The 17,553-nt window shown below is 43.4% G+C and carries 14 protein-coding genes (1 of these 14 cut by a window edge); 10 read left to right on the top strand and 4 right to left on the bottom strand.

Going from position 1 to position 17,553, the window contains the following annotated elements:
- Positions 1-106: 106 nt before the first annotated feature.
- The 3 genes from ACXHJ2_RS20215 to ACXHJ2_RS20205 all read left to right on the top strand — a co-directional run bounded on the left by ACXHJ2_RS20215 (position 107) and on the right by ACXHJ2_RS20205 (position 3,236).
- Positions 107-1,444, top strand: a complete 1,338-nt coding sequence (locus tag ACXHJ2_RS20215; protein WP_165084268.1) for a DUF418 domain-containing protein — start codon at positions 107-109, stop codon at positions 1,442-1,444.
- A 497-nt stretch (positions 1,445-1,941) separates the two neighbouring features.
- Positions 1,942-2,676 carry an SDR family NAD(P)-dependent oxidoreductase gene (locus ACXHJ2_RS20210; protein WP_165084270.1) on the top strand — a complete coding sequence of 245 codons (735 nt, stop codon included), beginning with the start codon at positions 1,942-1,944 and terminating at the stop codon, positions 2,674-2,676.
- A 131-nt stretch (positions 2,677-2,807) separates the two neighbouring features.
- Positions 2,808-3,236 carry a MarR family winged helix-turn-helix transcriptional regulator gene (locus ACXHJ2_RS20205; protein ID WP_165084278.1) on the top strand — a complete coding sequence of 143 codons (429 nt, stop codon included), beginning with the start codon at positions 2,808-2,810 and terminating at the stop codon, positions 3,234-3,236.
- 72 nt (positions 3,237-3,308) lie between these two features.
- Here the strand turns inward: ACXHJ2_RS20205 and ACXHJ2_RS20200 are convergent.
- The 3 genes from ACXHJ2_RS20200 to ACXHJ2_RS20190 all read right to left on the bottom strand — a co-directional run bounded on the left by ACXHJ2_RS20200 (position 3,309) and on the right by ACXHJ2_RS20190 (position 6,536).
- Positions 3,309-4,471, bottom strand: a protein-coding gene (locus tag ACXHJ2_RS20200) for an IS3 family transposase (protein WP_457874161.1) whose coding sequence is annotated in 2 segments (ribosomal slippage) — positions 3,309-4,207 and positions 4,207-4,471 — 1,164 coding nt in all. Because the reading frame shifts where the segments join, the coding sequence is not laid out codon by codon here.
- Positions 4,472-4,595: 124 nt separating this feature from the next.
- A complete protein-coding gene (locus ACXHJ2_RS20195) occupies positions 4,596-5,570 on the bottom strand; it encodes a bile acid:sodium symporter family protein (RefSeq protein WP_165084658.1) in 975 nt (324 codons plus the stop codon).
- A gap of 84 nt (positions 5,571-5,654) precedes the next feature.
- Positions 5,655-6,536, bottom strand: coding sequence for an AraC family transcriptional regulator (locus tag ACXHJ2_RS20190; RefSeq protein ID WP_165084656.1), 882 nt, complete (start codon positions 6,534-6,536; stop codon positions 5,655-5,657).
- Between the two features lie 250 nt (positions 6,537-6,786).
- On the opposite strand from ACXHJ2_RS20190, the gene ACXHJ2_RS20185 reads away from it, so the two are divergent.
- Positions 6,787-8,073 (top strand): cellulase-like family protein, encoded by a 1,287-nt coding sequence (locus tag ACXHJ2_RS20185; RefSeq protein ID WP_165084654.1) that lies wholly within the window; start codon positions 6,787-6,789, stop codon positions 8,071-8,073.
- 78 nt (positions 8,074-8,151) lie between these two features.
- Entirely contained in the window at positions 8,152-10,509 is a 2,358-nt protein-coding gene (locus ACXHJ2_RS20180) for a beta-galactosidase (protein WP_165084652.1), read from the top strand.
- A 111-nt stretch (positions 10,510-10,620) separates the two neighbouring features.
- Here the strand turns inward: ACXHJ2_RS20180 and ACXHJ2_RS20175 are convergent, their stop codons facing one another.
- Positions 10,621-11,604, bottom strand: a complete 984-nt coding sequence (locus ACXHJ2_RS20175; protein WP_165084650.1) for a glycoside hydrolase family 5 protein — start codon at positions 11,602-11,604, stop codon at positions 10,621-10,623.
- Positions 11,605-12,098: 494 nt separating this feature from the next.
- Between ACXHJ2_RS20175 and ACXHJ2_RS20170 the strand changes: the two genes are divergently transcribed.
- From ACXHJ2_RS20170 to ACXHJ2_RS20150, 5 genes are all read left to right on the top strand, one after another.
- A complete protein-coding gene (locus ACXHJ2_RS20170) occupies positions 12,099-12,662 on the top strand; it encodes a 5' nucleotidase, NT5C type (RefSeq protein ID WP_025675578.1) in 564 nt (187 codons plus the stop codon).
- Between the two features lie 127 nt (positions 12,663-12,789).
- Positions 12,790-13,584, top strand: a complete 795-nt coding sequence (locus tag ACXHJ2_RS20165) for a Nif3-like dinuclear metal center hexameric protein (RefSeq protein WP_165084648.1) — start codon at positions 12,790-12,792, stop codon at positions 13,582-13,584.
- Between the two features lie 78 nt (positions 13,585-13,662).
- On the top strand, positions 13,663-16,005 hold the full coding sequence (locus tag ACXHJ2_RS20160; protein ID WP_165084646.1) for a glycoside hydrolase family 2 TIM barrel-domain containing protein: 2,343 nt from the start codon (positions 13,663-13,665) through the stop codon (positions 16,003-16,005).
- A 150-nt stretch (positions 16,006-16,155) separates the two neighbouring features.
- Complete coding sequence (locus ACXHJ2_RS20155; RefSeq protein ID WP_013369284.1) at positions 16,156-16,821, top strand: ArsR/SmtB family transcription factor; 666 nt, start codon at positions 16,156-16,158, stop codon at positions 16,819-16,821.
- A 76-nt stretch (positions 16,822-16,897) separates the two neighbouring features.
- On the top strand, positions 16,898-17,553 hold the 5' portion of the coding sequence (locus ACXHJ2_RS20150) for an MFS transporter (protein WP_165084644.1). It continues 628 nt past the right edge of the window; 656 of the gene's 1,284 nt are visible here — the first part of the coding sequence; its start codon is at positions 16,898-16,900; the stop codon falls past the right edge of the window.

Raw genomic sequence — 17,553 nt, 5'->3', positions numbered from 1 at the left:
AACTTTAGCGACATCTGCAGGATATATTGGACTATAGCGTAACATCATCCTGTACATGCGGGTTGATGAAAAATACGAGTCCAGGATTTTCAAGGAGGAATGCAAGTTGCTAAGCAGTATCAAACTGACAAGCAGATCTGTCAGAAAATATGAGGAAGAGGCCAATATCAAAATACGAGCCTTTTCCGTAAATAGCCAATTGAATGAAAATCAAGTAAATGAAAAGACGGTTGCTAATAAATTAGATGAAAAAGAAGTAGATACAGCAGGTATATCCAATTCATCCTACGACGTTACACAAACCGATATTCCTTCTCGAAGCTCTGTAGAAGAGTCGAAAAGAAGGCGGGGCACCGGGCGTCTTGTAGCACTTGATGCAGTACGAGGAATGGCGGTGCTGGGAATGTATTTGCAGCACTTCGGATCGAACCCAAACGTTTCTGCGATTGTTTCCGGAAACACGACACTATTATTCGTATTGTGCGGGGGTATATCTTATTCCATTATGGCACAGCGCATGATGGAACGGGGAGCGGATACGGCCGCTTTCCGTGCGCGAATGCTGGCACGCGCCGTATTTGTTGATATTATCGGGTATTTGCTAATTATGCTGAACACTTCATATGGCATCATTCTGCCTGCCTATGCAGCTATGTTTGTGTTGGCCCTAATGTTATTTCGCCGTTCGACCCGCACCATTGTTACAACAGCAGCAGTTTTGCTCGTGACAGCCCCACCGCTAATGATTCTTGGATCAAGCATTTTCTCGAAAGCTTATCTTCTTAGTGATATCGCGGGAGGTCCGATGTCTGCTCTCGCCTTGACTCCTGCGTTTGTTGCCGGTATGGCCATTGGCCGCTTTGATCTCACCAGATTACGCACAGCTCTCTTACTCGCAGGCAGTGGTATCGTTATGCTTGTTATTGGTAAAGCACTGGCCGCTTTTATACTTCCGAATTGGAATCTTCACTTTGAACAATGGCTGATAAGTGTGCAAGGAGTTGTTCCTGTACAACCGACGGATGAGTACGCAATTTGGCCTCTTAATACGGAGACACCGATGTGGCAGCTCCTTTTGGGAACGGCTCCACACACCGCTTCGACATTCCAGACGATGATAGGATTAGGAATTTCACTCCTGGTATTGGGCGTTGCGTGCCTCGTATCGAAAAAGGCTTCCGCTGTACTAATGCCTTTCGCAGGAGTCGGGCGTGTGGCTCTGACCATGTATGCCATTCAATTTGTAGTAGTATGGGTTCTCGATCTGACAAAGATTGGGCATAGTCTGGACGGAGTCCCGTTCGCCGATGTAATGATCGCAGTTGCAACACTGTTGCTGGGATTGTTGTTTGCTAAGCTTCCTGTTGGTCCGCTTGAAGGATTGATGCGCCGCTTTGATCGATTGTTCAGCCCTCCCCAGCCAGTCTCACAAACAGCAAAGTAGACTGATCAAAAGCATACCAGATAAAGAACAATATGTTGAAAGGCATTATCTTCGTTCCTTTTGATTTTAATACACCAATGGAAAGTATGGAGAGAGAAAATCTACCACTAATTCAATATTACCGGGGGCATTTAAAATCATTGTAAAGATGATTGTATCAGTTATAATAGTTACTCACAGATATGATGAGGAATATGGACTGGACGGAGTACCTAAGAAAACATTGAGGAACAGCGAAGAGCCGTGAGTTGGTAAATACTTTAGAAGCAGGAGCACCAGAGAAATCTCTGGTGCTTTTTATTATCCAGTAGAGATAATATTACTCCACTCTACATAGCCCAGCATTCCTCTGCTAACCATACAGCTGGGATAAAGCAGCAGTTGTATGTTGACTACAAAAGGAACATTATTTATATATCTAATATTTAGATATATAAATAATGTCTCTAAATATATAGGATTTGAGCAGATTGATAATGATAAAAGGAGATATCGACATGAATAGACTGGCAGGTAAAGTTGCTATTATCACAGGCGGAGGATCAGGGATAGGAGAACGGATGGTCGACCTCTTCAGTGAGCAGGGAGCTGTAGCTATTGCTGCAGACATCAATGATCAAGCTCTAGAACGGGCTAGTAAGAAAACGAATGTGTACGGAATGAAACTGGATGTTTCTTCTGACGAGGATTGGAAGGCTCTTTCCGCAGAAGTGAACATTAAATTCGGTAAAATTGACATTCTGGTTAACAATGCAGGAATAACTTCTGAAAAAGGATATCAGGATATCGACCAAGATGACTGGCATAAACTGATGACGATTAACGGATATGGTCCGTTTGCAGGTATTAAGCATGTAGCTCCGTATATGGCTGCCCAAAAGAGTGGCTCTATTATTAATATTTCTTCTTACACCGCTCAAATCGGACAGGGATTTAATCATTATTCCGCTTCAAAAGGTGCTGTACGTGCTTTGTCGAAGGCTGCGGCAACAACGTTCGGCCGGGTTGGAGTCCGTGTAAATACGCTTTTTCCGGGCATTATCGAGACACCAATGACTGAAGCGCTCAGCACATCCAGGGAAATGCTGACCCACTTAATTCAAGCGACTCCGTTGCAGCGGCTTGGTCGACCTGATGATGTAGCTAACGCTGCCTTGTTTTTGGCTTCGGACGAGTCTTCATACATTACGGGATCGGAGCTTGTTATTGACGGTGGTTTTTCTGCCCAATAAAATTAGGATTTACTTTACTGGAAAAGGATATATGCCTGACCTTCTTTCAGTAAAGAATGACTTTTATACAAGCCCCCTATACAATATAGGGGGTTATTTTTTTATTTGAGAAAGCAGGTTAAAGAGTGTTAATGAAAGAACAAAATATATTTACGTTGATTCATGCTATGGACCAAGTTACCAACAACCTATTAATTAGATGGAATAAAATGTTTAATGAGAATCTAGGGATATCACATATTCTTATTCTTTCGTATCTAAATAATTACGGGAAGTATCGCCCTTCTGATCTGGCCAGATTATTGGGGCTAACTCCTCCGACATTAACCCATCTATCTGGAAAGCTTGTGAAAAAAGGGTTGATTGTCCGAGTGGCGGATGAGGAGGACCGGCGGATTGTGTACCTGCAAATAACTGATGCTGGTGACGAAATGCTAAATAAAGCGCAGGAAGAAGGACGAAAGCTTAGAAGAAAACTATTTGAAAACCTAACCGAAGAAGAAAGAGAGTCCTTATTGTCTGTTTATGAAAAACTAAATAAGGTAATGAGTGAGGATTGATTACAGGTAATCATAAAGAAGCCGCCATATTGGTCATACCCCTGTCAAGTAGACAGAACTAAAAAGACATCTTTAAGCAGCAACCGTTTCTCGGTATTCAATCGGGGAACGGTTGTTTAATTTTTTCTGAAATCTATTTTCATTATAAAAAGAAATGTACTCCCGTACGTGTTGTTCTACCTCCGCTAGGGTTCCGGGTTTCGTTAAATAAATCTTCTCTGTTTTAAGATGGGAGAAAAAGGATTCTATACAGGCATTGTCTAGGCAATTTCCACGCCTTGAATGGCTCCCAAGCATTCCAAGCCGCTTAAGTTTGCGGTTAAACGGCTTGGAGGTATACTGAAAACCCTGGTCTGAATGGAGAATGACACCCTTCATGTTCACGTTCTTACTTAGAACGTCTAGCGTCTCGCTAACTAGAGCAAGGTCATTTCGTTCCGAAAGACGCCAAGCCACGATTTCATTGTTAAACAGATCTTGAATGACAGAGAGATATACAAACCGCTCTCCAGCTCGTATGTATGTAATATCGGTAACCAGCTTGGATAAAGGAGCATCTGCCTGAAATTGTCGATCTAATCGGTTGGTATTTACCACAGATGCCTGTTTGCCAAAAAAGCGCCGCTTCTTTCGAATGACGGAACGGATCCCTAATTTCTTCATTAGGCGGTACACCTTTTTGTGATTGACCAAGATACCTTCTCTACGTAAAGCAACGGTCATCCGCAGATAACCAAAATAGGGATGGATCCGGTGGATCGACAACATATGCGATTCCAGGAGCTCTTCTTCTTGCTTACGCTGCTGGGTTGTTTGCTGAGTCTTTCTCCATTTATAATATCCTGCCCGAGAAACATGGGCTAATTCAAGTAACCATTTCAACGAATATCGTGTTCGCATTCCCTCAATAATTTCAAACCTCGCTTCTTTCCTCGTCACTCCTTGTGTAGATTTGGATACTGCTTTTTTAAATATTCAATCTCCGCCCGTAGATACGCCATCTCCTCTTCCATACTGGAAAATTTCGTTTTGGGTCGTCCCTGCCTTGTGGTCGTTGGCTGGAGGTTCTCCCCCGCTCGATGTTTCATCACCCAGCTTTGCACTTGGGATTTATTACGAATGTCCAATTGTTTCGTCACTTCACGAATACTCATATGTTCTTCGTTCACCAACCGGACTGCCTCCATCTTTACATCTAAGGAGTATTGCCGGAATGATTGTCCCTTTTTAGCCATGAAAAATCCCCTCCGTTCAACAAGATTAAGTCCATCTTACCAGATGTCTTTTCTCTCTTGTCTACTAGAAGGGGATAATACCATATTGGCGGCTTTTTTATTGATAATTAGAACCGCTTCGATTTTAAGAAGCAGAGACCGGACTGCGCTTATTCTTAGCGTTGGCACGGTCGCGGCGACTCAGCAAAAATCCGACCAGAGATGCCGTGGACTGCTGGAAAATCATTCCGAGCACAACGGGCAGCGCTACCGGAGCCGGGAAGTAGGTGATGGCAAGCACGGCCCCCGCACTAATATTGCGCATGCCGCCGTTAAAGACAAGCGCCGTACGGTCTGCATTATTCCACCGCATTAGCCCTGATATGAGATAACCAATCGCATATCCAGTGGAGGCAAGGATAATGATGGAGAGGCATACTCCGACAAGCTTGAGATTAAAATCGACCAGATAAGGTGCGATAACAGATCCGTTAATCATGACGACCAGAGCCATGGCGAGCTTGGAGAACGGGCCCAGCCGAGGTCCCCACACCTGCTTAATCTTTCCTTTGGTCCATTCGTTCAACACCATGCCAACTAGTGAAGGAACGACAATCATCCAGAACAGGCTTTGCATCATTGCCCAGGTGTCGAGCTGGACATTCGCTCCGATCAGCAGGGACATAATGCCGGGCACAGCGAACGGGGCCAAAATTGTATCGATTAGAATGATCGCCAATGTAAGGGCTGTATTGCCTTTGTAGATATTAACCCAGACGAAGCTGGAAATGCCAGTAGGGATAGCTGCACCAAGAATCAGTCCAGTAATCGTATAAGGATCGTCACTGAAAGCCAGATGCCCAAGCAGCATGGCGAGAAGCGGCATGGCTAGGTGAAGAATAAACAGACAGGCGATCAGCGGACCCGGATGCTTGATTACATGGATAAAATCCTTGAATCCCATGCTGATGCTGCCCGCGAAGGTCATGAAGGCAAATAGCCAGGGAGAAAGCTCAGTATATTGGGACAACGGCGTACCGATCAGGACGCCGATTAGAATGCTGATGGGTGTGATTAGCGGCATAGCTGAATTGAGTCTACGATTCAACGTTAGGAGCATACAAAACTTCCTTTTTTGTACTTAAGTATAGACCTTGCCCCTTGATCCGTAAATGATCCGTGTAGGGGGAAGATCATCTATGGATCAGCCCTTTAAATTATTTCGGTACGCCAGAGGAGAGCAGCCCATTATTTTTTTGAATAGCCTGGAGAAGTAATAAGGGTCCCTAAAACCGAGTTGTATGCTAATTTCTTTAATAGAAGCATTCGTTAAATCCAAAAGCTGACTGGCTCTTTGAATTTTCATTCTTAAATAGTAATCGACAGGGGAATACCCGGTTGATTGCTTGAATATTAGGTTTAAATGCTGCTTGGATACCTGAACATGCTGGCTAAGCTCATCAAGCGAAACGGTAGATTCCAATTGTTCGCCCATATAACGTATGGCCTTATCGACATGGCTCTGGTACGTGCTGTCTTCCTTGCGAGCTGCAACGGATACAACAAAACTCAGCAGATAGCGGATGGTTTGCGATACTTGAACTAAATGTATCATGGAGTATGATTTGTTCAGTAAAAGGTCGTAACACTGATGAAATAGCTCCAGCAGTTTGATTTCATCACTGGCAGCCAGCGAAATATACATTTTAAACGGCTCAAACAACGCCATAAAATCATCCATTTGATCCCCTTTAAGATGAAACCAGTAAATTGTCCATGGATCTTCATCGTCAGCCCCATAAGCATGTGGCATGTCCCTAGGAATGTACGCAAAGCTTCGCTCTTTCAGGACAATGGTTTGGTTATCCTTGGTTCGTATCCAGCCCTTTCCACTCGCACAGTAAATGAATATATGAGAGTCGCAGCCATTTGTTCTTTCACGAAAATGATGACGGGCATGGCTAAAGCAGCCTATATCCGTAATATATAAATCTTTCGTAAGCGGATTCATTTTTAATTTTCTCAGCATATAGGGAGGAAGGACATATACCTTTTTACGTTCAAAATCATCGGCTTTCTTATTCATAAATTATTTATCTCCCAGCCGTAGGCGGCTCTAATGATGAAATACGTATATAGTCCATCATAAACAGTGGATTGTCAATTGTATGTAATATCGCTTACTTGTAAGCTTTTGTATAAGAGTGACTATGAGGGAGTGATGAATGGAGCATGAAGGGAACTGGACAGATTGAACAGGCTATAGAAGGGCTGCGGAAGGCTTGGGGATTAAGGAGCATTGAACCCTATGGACTGGGGCTGGGAGGGGAGTTCACATGAGTAATCTGATGAGAAATGTACCGCGTAAATTGACGATCACGATGTGGGACTTCTCTTGGTATACCATGACCCAGGAGGGGGAGCCCTACAGCGATCTGGAAGCTCGTTTTCAGGAAGCAGTCGAAAGAGGCTACAATACGATCCGAATATGCGCCATGCCCTTCATGTTGTTTACGGCGGATGGCAGACGTACTGGCTCCTTGGAGTTTGCGAGTCTTGGGAAAGTGGGCCAGCGTACGCGCTGGTATAACTGTCGGGGCGGCGCAGTGCTGGATGGGCATGCTCATTTGCTCGAGCTGTTTAGACAGGCAAAGGCACATAACTGTTACATTATATTATCCTCTTGGGAATATCAGCAGAGTCCGACCTTCCTGGCTCATACTGAGCTTAGAGATGAATTAGCTGCGATCCCTCCTAAGGAAAGATTCATGGCCATAGCCAAATCAATGGATCAGTTGATTCGTTTTGTTACAGCAGAAGGCTATAGGGATCAGATTGTCTATACAGAGTTGCATAACGAAGTGGAATTTGGGCAGTTAAACGCTGTCGGAACGTCTGAGGGCATAGCGGAAACGAACATACCAGCGCTTGTTGAAGCAATGCAGCCTTATGTAGAAGAAGCGATTGAATATCTTCGCCAATGCCATCCAGATATGATGATGACAGCCAGCTATACGTTAAATGAAGCCTACCCCAAAGCTTACGTGGCACGCAATATGCAGGTGGCCCATTTTCATCTTTATATTAAAGGGGTGCTGAATGAGCTTATGGAAGCGGCAGGGCTTGATGATCAGCTGGCTCCGTTCCCTAATCCCTTCGTCAAATCCCTATTGAGGGAAGAAGCCCCTCCATTTGCAGAATGGATTCTGCCTCCAGAGCAGAATTGGCGGATGGAAGGCAACCCCGTTGGCATGAGGCTTATTTATTTGCACGACTGGGTAGATCCGGATCAATGGGATTTATTTTTGTACGATCGGTACGGGGATCATAAAATGGCCATGTTGCAGAAGGCCGACTCCCGATTGGAAGAGATTCATGAATGGACCCGTCATTCCGGTATTCCAATTGTCATAGGAGAAGGTTATGTAGGCTATACGCCGCTGTATGCCCAATTTGAAGAAGGTCCAGTTGGTAAATATATAGCCGAATATGTATTGCGAAAAGGAATGGCACTAGGGTTCTGGGGAATGACCCTCTGCTCCAACTGTGCTCCGCATCATCCATTCTGGAATGATATAGCTTGGCAGCGAAAGTGGAACCAATTTATCCTAAATTCAGATTAGAGTTTCTATCTTAGACAACCTGTTGTCTCCGAGATAGCCGGTGTCATTCAATATGAATGAGTGAGGGGAGTGAACTTCATGAGAAACTATCGAATTACGGTCCAAGATGATCACAAGCAGATTGTGAAAGGACATCTTAAACTTGGCGGCACCAACCCAAAGGGAGAACAAATCGGATTCACCAACTATTTTATGGAGAAGGATGGAGAGCCTTTTTTCGGGATTTGTGGTGAATTCCATTATACACGCTATGATGAACGCTATTGGGAAGACGAAATTATTAAAATAAAAATGGGTGGCGTCAATATCATTGCTACTTATATTTTTTGGAATCTACATGAAGAAGTTGAAGGTGTTTTTAATTGGAGCAGGAATAAAAACCTCCGCCATTTCATTGAGTTGTGTGGCAAACATCAGCTATATGTTATTATCCGGATCGGCCCCTTCAATCATGGCGAAATCCGAAACGGCGGTATACCGGATTGGCTATTCGGCCGCCCATTTGAGGTTCGTTCTAATGATGAGGGGTATCTGTTCTATACAAGAAGAATGTATAACGAAATTGGTATTCAGGTTAAAGGGCTGTTATATAAGGAGGGTGGGCCGATCATCGGCACCCAAATCGAAAACGAGCATCATCATTCCTCTGCTCAGTGGGGATTGACTGTAGGGATTAATGATATGTGGTTAAACTCTGGGAGTGACGGTAATTCGCATATGTTAAAACTTAAAGAAATAGCTCTGGAAGCGGGGATTGATACTCCGATCTATACATGCACAGGATGGGGAGGAGCGACAACGCCTGTTCCTGATATGTTGCCCTTATGGGGCGGATATGCATACTGGCCGTGGATCTATTATGAAGAGGGACGGTTGGAGGGGAAGGATGAGCATCCTGCGACACCGGAATACATTTTTCGAGACAAGCATAATAACAAGATTCCGAAAAGCTACAATTTTGAGCCCCTATACGCCCCGGAAGACTATCCGTACGCTTGCTGCGAAATGGGTGGGGGTATGGTTCAGTTTTATAAATACCGGTTTGCCTTTCCCTATCGCAGTGTTCCAGCGATGACTGTCATGAAGGTTGCAGAAGGCTGTAACCTGATCGGATACTATATGTATCATGGGGGTTCCAATCCTCGAGGTAAGGTTAACCCGTTCACAAACGATCTGGCTACACCTAAAATATCCTATGATTTTAATGCCATGATCGGAGAATTTGGTCAGATCAGGGAGTCATACCGAAGAACAAAGCTGCAGCATTATTTTCTTTCAACATTCCAAAAGCAATTCTCTCTGACGAAGACTATACTGCCAGAGGACACGTCCCGAATGGAACCTTATGATGTGGATACCTTACGATATGCGGTGCGCTCCAGTGCCGGGTCGGGCTACCTGTTTCTAAATAATTTCCAGGACCATGTTGAAAATCATGACCTGTACGATTTTAATGTAAGCATCGAGCTGGCTGAGGAAACGATTGTAATCCCTAGTCAAGGTGAACTAACGTTAGGACGTGATAGCTTCGCTATATTGCCATTTAACCTCAATTTGGATGGAATAAAGCTCAAATATGCAACAGCACAGCTGATAACAAGGATAGAAGAAGAAGGAGAAATATATTATTTTTTCTTTGTACCGGACGGGATGAAAGGAACGTATGCATTGGAGTCAAAAGATATCATCAGTGCCACAATCGACAAAGGTTCGATAGAACAATTGGATGGGAATACGATCATTCAGATTGCTGAAGAGGAAGAGAGTCTTATCCGCCTGGTATTTGAAAGTGGCTTAAAAGTCGCCATCTACACGATGACTGATGAACAAAGCTTGGAGTTTTGGAAGGTTAACCTGCAAGGTCGGGACAGAGTTATCTTGACGAGTGCCAATTTACTTGTATCCGAAGATGAGATAAGACTGGAATCAACAGATCAGGAGATTGTAGCACTGAGTGTATTCCCGGATTTTGATGACTCAATCACATCTATATCTGGTGGAGAGTTGTCTGCAACAACAGAAAGTGAATTATTTACAACGTATCTGTTAAGGGTGCCTAAGAAAGAAATACAATTTAATCTGAAAAGGGTGAACCATGATAAATTCGTTCTTGATTTCGAAATAAATGCCCTCAATGGGATCAAAGAGGCTCTGTTGCGTATCGATTATACGGGAGACATTGGTTATGCATTTATTGACGGTGAACTGATTCACGATAATTTCTGTAACCACACAACCTGGGAAATAGGTTTGAAATCATTTGAACATCGGCTTATCGAGCGAGAGATGTACGTATACGTTGCTCCAATTCGAAAGGGCAAGGTTCTAAACAGCAATACGACCATGGCTGGCTGGAAAGAGACTGCGGAGGAACGAATCGCGGATATTGGCACGGTCAGCATCGTACCTGTGTATGAAATTAAAATCACCCTGTAAATCAGGGAATGCAAGATCAGAAGCGCTCAGCGAAGACTTTAGTACAAAGTATTAAAAATAGATAGCTCATGGTCGTTCAACCATGAGCCTTTTTATATTCTTATTGTCTTTTTAGAAGATACCGGCTTTTTTCGATGTTTCTTTGATCCCGTTCGCTCCCTCTACCACGGTGCGACCCCAATCGGTCAGATTGCCGTTAGGCCCTGTCACAAGATCAAGATAATTAAGGTTGGAGCTATTGCCATACCAGGACCAGGCTAACCAGCCTACGCTTTTAGATTGGCCGTATCTCATGATTTCAGTCTCGTCGACGTCTGCTCCCTGATGGTAACCGCCAAATTCACCAATAATCAAAGGGAGCCCTTGATTCAGAACGTTATCAATATTGGTTCGAACCGTTTGAACATCTTTACCAGCAAACTCATACATATGAATGGAGAATACCGTATTCTTCAAAGCATCAGCTGCAAATACAGATTTACCGAAGTCATTGATAGATTGAGGATATTGTCCCCAGCCTGCACAATCGACGATGAGCGTATTTTTGATACCTGCGTTTCTTAGCTTGGGAATCGCTTGCTTATACCCATCTGCCCAACCGCCTCCATTCCAAGAGCCATACCATTCGTTCGCAATGTTCACGATAACCCGATCTTCCTTGCCGATCAGAGCATCTTTTATACTAATCCAGTAATTCACTGCTGCATCTAAAGACGCATAGTCGTCTTTACCTGTAGCATCATGAACTTCAAGTACAGCAATCATTTTATGGTTGGAGACGAGAGAGATAATATTTTTCACGGAATTAATGTCATCCTTGGTGTACTGGTTTCCGTTAGAAAGGACAATTCGGACTGTATTAGCACCTGTTTTAGCAATTGCTGGGATAGCAGTATAAAGATCGTTTTTGTACCAAGTGTGAGCGTGATTGACGCCTCTCATAACGAACGGTTTGCCTGTAGAGTCATACAGATTGGTACCGCTTACATAAAATCCTGAAGCAGCTTGCGCCTTGGAGAAGAATCCCCCCAAACCAATCATGATAAGCAGACCAGCGAGTCCAGACAATAATGCTTTTCTTAACAATGCGTTCACTTATATTCCTCCCTAAAATATATTATTCAACTTCCTGCTATATAGAGGTGGAGTAGGTATGTAAGTATGTAAATAGCAGTAAGCTAAACACGATATAAAGCGCTTTCATTTTTGAAGAAGTTATTTTTCGTTATTCTATCATTTGTGAATTTGTTATTAAATTGATTTTTTAATTTATTTTTGTTTTTGGAGTATATCTGTATGGAATTCTTATTAAAGTGTGATTTTTAAAGGTTTTATGATGGATTTTCTCTCTATTGTGATGTGTTTTCTTGATTTTTTACGTTGGCAAGTTAGCTAAAAATATTAAAATAAAACCTAAATAATTTTCATGATTGCTTTGTTGAATGTAAACTAACCTAACAATATGTTTGGTTAGCTATCAGGAGTCATCTGAGGAACCGATAGTATAGCCCATGCCAAGCTTCACCCCGGTATTAAATTGTTGTATGATATTCTCGTAATACTTTTACTAGAATAGATAGGGGCAGATGATGAGAAAACCAATCATAGCAGTCGATATGGACGATACGATCTGTCATCTCGTCAAACGGGCTATATACCATAACAATAGTGAATTTCCCACTCATCCGCTTCATTATGAAGACATGTTAGATTGGAACACCGATCATCTACGTCATCCCAAAAGCACACATGATGTATTTTATGGACGACCGGGTTTGTTTGAGGAACTTGAGCTGTATGACGAGTATGTTGTAGAAGAAATGGAGAAGCTTTGCAATGCTTTTGATGTCATTATTGTGACAGCGGCAGAACCAAAAACCGTCGTGGAGAAATGGAATTGGCTTCAAAGGCATATGCCATTCATTCCGATGGAGAACTTTTTCCCATGTAAACGAAAGAATCTGATTAACTATGATCTCCTGATTGATGATGGTCCCCATAATCTAGTGCCTGCGCTGGAGGACGGGAAGAAGGTGCTTTGTATTCCTCATCCATGGAATTTGAGAGCAAGAGAGCAATATGCATTCCCGGTCATGGCATCTTGGCGAGGAGCAAAAGAACGAATCGACTCCATTTTGGGAGTTCTGAAATAAAAAAATAAATGCATTCGCAAAAACAGCTAGCTCCCTTGGAGCTGGCTATTTTGCTAGAAATAATAGGCCCCATGATAGAATAAAATGGTACAATTGATACATATTTTTCATGGGGAGGGATACATGTATGATCATGACTATGGGGCAGATGGTGATTCATCTGACAAAGGGAATAGACATACCCAATACGACCGTAGATCTGCTTAACCCAGAGCTTAGGGATACTGAGATTCAAGGAATTGTAACCGCTTTCTGCGCATCACAATATGTAATAGAACAAGCTATTTCGCTTGGCGCGAATTTTATTATTACGCATGAAGGTATGTATTATAGCCATCACGGTATCCAGGAATGTTTACTACATGATCCTGTCTATTTGCACAAATCTCGCCTGGTCGCCGACTCAGGCGTAGGGATCTATCGTTTTCATGACACCATACACCGTTATCAGCCAGATGGAGTGATGGTTGGACTTCTTCAGGCGCTTGATTGGCATCCTTACGTTGTGAAACAGCAGCCCTCTTCCGCCATTTTGGCTATTCCGGCTATGGAAGTTAAGGAGATCGCTGAATATATGAAAGCCAAACTTCATATTCGTTATGTACGAGTAGCTGGCGAGGTATCCATGTCGTGTGAACGAGTGGGAATCTTAGTCGGATATAGGGGAGGTGGTGAACTAGCCATACCATTACTTCTACATGAAAATGTAGACCTGATCATTGCTGGTGAAGGGCCCGAATGGGAAACACCGGAATATGTGAAAGACGCTGTCTATCAAGGGCAAAATAAAGCACTTATCATGCTGGGACATGCTGAGAGTGAAGCGCCTGGTATGAAGTATCTTGCTGATACACTTTCCCTCCAATTTCCAACGCTCCCCGTCTACTTTGTTGAGGATCGCCCCGTGTTTGAAATATTGTAAGCGAGACCATACCTATGATGATCATCCCACATTGTTGTTTATATCCGTTCATCTACTTTATGAAATGGAGGCAAGATAATGGGAAGCAGAGTGATTATGCCGTTCAGAACAGATTGGAAATTCGTAGAGGGCAACTACACAGGTGCTGAGAAGACAGATTATAAGGATGAGCATTGGCGGGACCTTCATCTCCCTCATGATTGGAGTATTGAAAAATCGTTTGATCCACATATGCCGTATGGCGGCAATCAAGCTTATTTGCCCAGGTGGTCCGTCGGGTGGTACAGAAAGCATTTTAATGTGAAGCCCTCCTCTCCAAAACAGCGCGTATACATACAATTCGATGGCATTCACAGTAATAGTGAGGTTTGGCTCAATGGGCATTTTGTGGGCAAGCGGCCCTATGGATATGTTAGCTTTCAGTATGATTTGACTCCATATATTCGGTGGGATGAGGAGAACGTAATTGCCGTCAAAGTGGACAATACGCTTCTTCCACCTGACAGATGGTATTCAGGGGCAGGTATTTATCGTAATGTCTGGCTGATTTATACGGATTATCTTCACATAACCGAATGGGGCACTTATATTACCACACCTGAAATTTCACCAGATGAAGCCAAGGTGAGTGCCAGAATCCAGGTAAGTAATCATTATGCGCATGCCGTAGAGTGTACGATTATGACTGAAATATTGGATTCACAGGGACAACTAAAAGAGAAAATTGAAAACCGAGTAACCCTTGCAGGCTTAGAATCAGAGGAAATTGAGCAGAAAACACGAGTTTTAGAGCCGGAATTATGGTCACCGGACCATCCAGTGCTCTATGAAGCCCAAACGACGATCTATTGCGACAATACTGAGGTGGATCGTTATCGTACCCCTTTTGGTATAAGAAAAGTGATCCTCGATTCTCAAAAAGGATTATTGTTGAATGGAAGCAGCTTGAAGCTGAAGGGAGTGTGCATTCACCATGATTTAGGCTGCCTGGGGGCTACTTATCATGATACAGCAATGAAGAGAAGGCTGGAGAAGCTGAAGGAAATGGGCTGTAACTCAATCCGTTTTGCTCATAATCCTATGGCGCCCGAACTATTAGACTTATGTGATCAGATGGGTTTTTTGGTGGTTGATGAGGCTTTTGATAAATGGAAATCTCTCTCCTATGAGCATTTATATGATGAATGGTGGGAAAAGGATCTGGAGGCCATGCTTGTTAGAGACAGGAATCATCCTAGTGTTTTGATGTGGAGTGTTGGTAATGAAGTGGAGAACCAAGGTCAACCGTCCATGCTAAACATGCTGGAGCAACTCGTTGCCTTTTGCCATAAAAAAGACCCAACCCGGCCTGTTACCTGTGCGCTTGAGCCGCATAATACACCAATCAACTTGCGTGATGGTCCGATTGAATCCAAGGTGGAGCATACCAAGCTGCTGGCACAACGAGTGGATGTGCTAGGGCTGAACTATCAGGAACAGTGGTATGAGCACTATAGAGCAGCCATGCCGGATACGCTTATCCTCGGAACAGAGACATTCCCATACTATCGGGGTAAAGATAACCGGGTTAAAGGTTATTTACCCCTGAATCCCTGGTTTGATGTCGCTAATCATGATTATGTGATCGGTCAATTTGTTTGGAGTGGAATAGACTATTTGGGAGAAACAAGCTACCCCTCTAAAGGATGGTCCTCCGGACTGATCGACACATGTGGGTTCCGCAAACCTGTATCTTATCTCCAACAAAGTCTATGGTCTGATCAGCCAGTTGTGCACATAGCCGTATTTAACGATCATATGAAATCGGAATATAATCCCACATGGACAATGCACTGGAAATCGCCGACTATGGAAGATCACTGGACATTTCCTGAATACGCAGGAAAACTGATACGGTTGGTTACATTTACCAATTGTGAGAGCGTAGAATTGATCGTGAACGAGGAATCATACGGTGAGAGAAAGTTGACCGATTACCCTAATCATTTAATCCTATGGGAACTTCCCTATACACCAGGAAAAATTCGGGCTATAGGCCGTAATGGGAATCAGCAGGTTTGTGAGCATGAACTGACCACCGCTGGGCTTCCTTATGCACTAAAATTGGAGGCTGATCGGGCGATTCTCCCTGCTGATGGGCATGAAATATCTCATGTGGAAGTAACCGTTATAGATCAACATGGGATTGTTGTACCCAACCAGGATGTTGATTTGAGCTTTGAACTGCATGGTGATGGTCGTATCCTTGGAATAGACAATGGAGATCTCACCAGTGATGAACCCTACAAGGGGAAAGGGAGACGAACACACAGAGGAAGGTGTCTTGTGATTGTACAATCAGGGGATGTGGCTGGTGAGCTGTTGCTTCAAGCCTCAGCGGATGGGGAATTACAGGGAGAAGTCAGTCTGAAAGTGGTTTAAAGGGGAAAATGAATTTTTGCCAGCTCATGCAGCTGGCTTTTTTTGCGTGAAAACTGAATATATTTCAGAATTGACATGAAAAAAAGGAAGATTTATAATTTCTTAATTAAAGAAGTTAATTGAATAGTTTAATTAATGGGGTGTTTGATAGTGAACGAACGAGATTTCAAAGATGGTCTTTTCACCGAATACGCACGGATCGGAAAATGCTTGTCCAGCCCGAAAAGGTTGGAAATTCTTGATATTCTCATACAAGGACCCAAATCAGTTGAAGTTCTATCTAAAATGACTTCGATGTCCGTTGCCAATGTTTCTCAGCATTTACAAACTCTATATCAGGCTAAGTTGGTTCAATCCAAAAAGCAGGGGAACTTTGTGTATTATGAACTTTCTGATTCATCTGTTTTGCACTTTTTAAATTCACTGTATGACCTGTCTGAAAAGCAGTTAATTGAAGTTCAGCACATTAAGGAGCAATTTTTGGGTCAATTCTCAGATGTTGAAGGAGTCACAATGGAAGAATTGGCAATGCGGATGGAAAAAGGGGAAGTCACACTTCTTGATGTACGGCCGCGAGATGAATATGAAACTGCCCATATACCGGGAGCTGTTTCCGTTCCAATTGAAGAATTAGCGGAGCAGTTATCCTTGTTGCCAGCCGACTCGAAGATTGTGGCTTATTGCAGAGGCCCGTATTGCTTAATGGCGGTTAGAGCTATTGAATTGTTGCAAGCTCATGGTTTCGAAGCTAGACACTTGGATAAGAGTGTTCACGATTGGAACGACTTTATTCTTAACGAAGTGACAGGCTCATGAAGATTGAATGCTTGTCACTTTTTGATGAAAAACAGATAACTGTTTTGAAGGGAATCAGGGGAGGATGTTAGCCTTAATGAATTTGACGAATGCTTCGCAGAAGAAGCAAGCGCTTATCAATTCCTATGTGGAATCTTCAGATAAGCAAAGAAAACTGTATCGTCGTACGCTTATCACCGTTATTTTCTCTCAAATTTTTGGAGGCGCCGGACTGGCTGCCGGAGTAACCGTGGGTGCGTTATTGGCGCAAGATATGCTGGGTACGGATAAGTTCACGGGGATTCCTACAGCACTATTTACACTTGGATCAGCTGTTGCAGCGCTCCTCGTTGGTCGGTTTTCCCAAAGATTTGGCCGACGGATGGGGTTGGGACTCGGTTTTATTGCAGGGGGAGTTGGGGCGATCGGTGTCGTTGTTGCAGCTCTTATGAATAGTATTACCCTGCTTTTGGTCTCCCTTCTTATTTATGGATCGGGAACGGCTACAAACCTGCAGGCTCGTTATGCCGGTACAGATCTCGCGAATTCAAAGCAGAGAGCAACAGCTGCGAGTATGGCTATGGTCTTTACAACGATCGGAGCGGTAGCCGGTCCCAACTTAGTTAACGTTACGGGAGAGTTTGCATTATCCATTGGAGTTCCCAGTTTAGCTGGACCTTTTCTTTTAGCGGCTGTAGCCTATATACTAGCAGGCATAATATTATTGCTACTTCTTCATCCAGATCCTTTATT

Source organism: Paenibacillus sp. ALE3 (assembly GCF_054113405.1).
Note: the sequence above shows the minus strand (reverse complement) of the source record. Positions and strands in the feature narration are given on the sequence as shown.

Coding starts and splice junctions, on each gene's coding strand:
- ACXHJ2_RS20210 (WP_165084270.1), top strand. CDS start 1,942: ATGAATAGACTGGCAGGTAAAGTTGCTATTATCACAGGCGGAGGATCA.
- ACXHJ2_RS20205 (WP_165084278.1), top strand. CDS start 2,808: ATGAAAGAACAAAATATATTTACGTTGATTCATGCTATGGACCAAGTT.
- ACXHJ2_RS20195 (WP_165084658.1), bottom strand. CDS start 5,570: ATGCTCCTAACGTTGAATCGTAGACTCAATTCAGCTATGCCGCTAATC.
- ACXHJ2_RS20190 (WP_165084656.1), bottom strand. CDS start 6,536: ATGAATAAGAAAGCCGATGATTTTGAACGTAAAAAGGTATATGTCCTT.
- ACXHJ2_RS20185 (WP_165084654.1), top strand. CDS start 6,787: ATGAGTAATCTGATGAGAAATGTACCGCGTAAATTGACGATCACGATG.
- ACXHJ2_RS20180 (WP_165084652.1), top strand. CDS start 8,152: ATGAGAAACTATCGAATTACGGTCCAAGATGATCACAAGCAGATTGTG.
- ACXHJ2_RS20170 (WP_025675578.1), top strand. CDS start 12,099: ATGAGAAAACCAATCATAGCAGTCGATATGGACGATACGATCTGTCAT.
- ACXHJ2_RS20165 (WP_165084648.1), top strand. CDS start 12,790: ATGATCATGACTATGGGGCAGATGGTGATTCATCTGACAAAGGGAATA.
- ACXHJ2_RS20160 (WP_165084646.1), top strand. CDS start 13,663: ATGGGAAGCAGAGTGATTATGCCGTTCAGAACAGATTGGAAATTCGTA.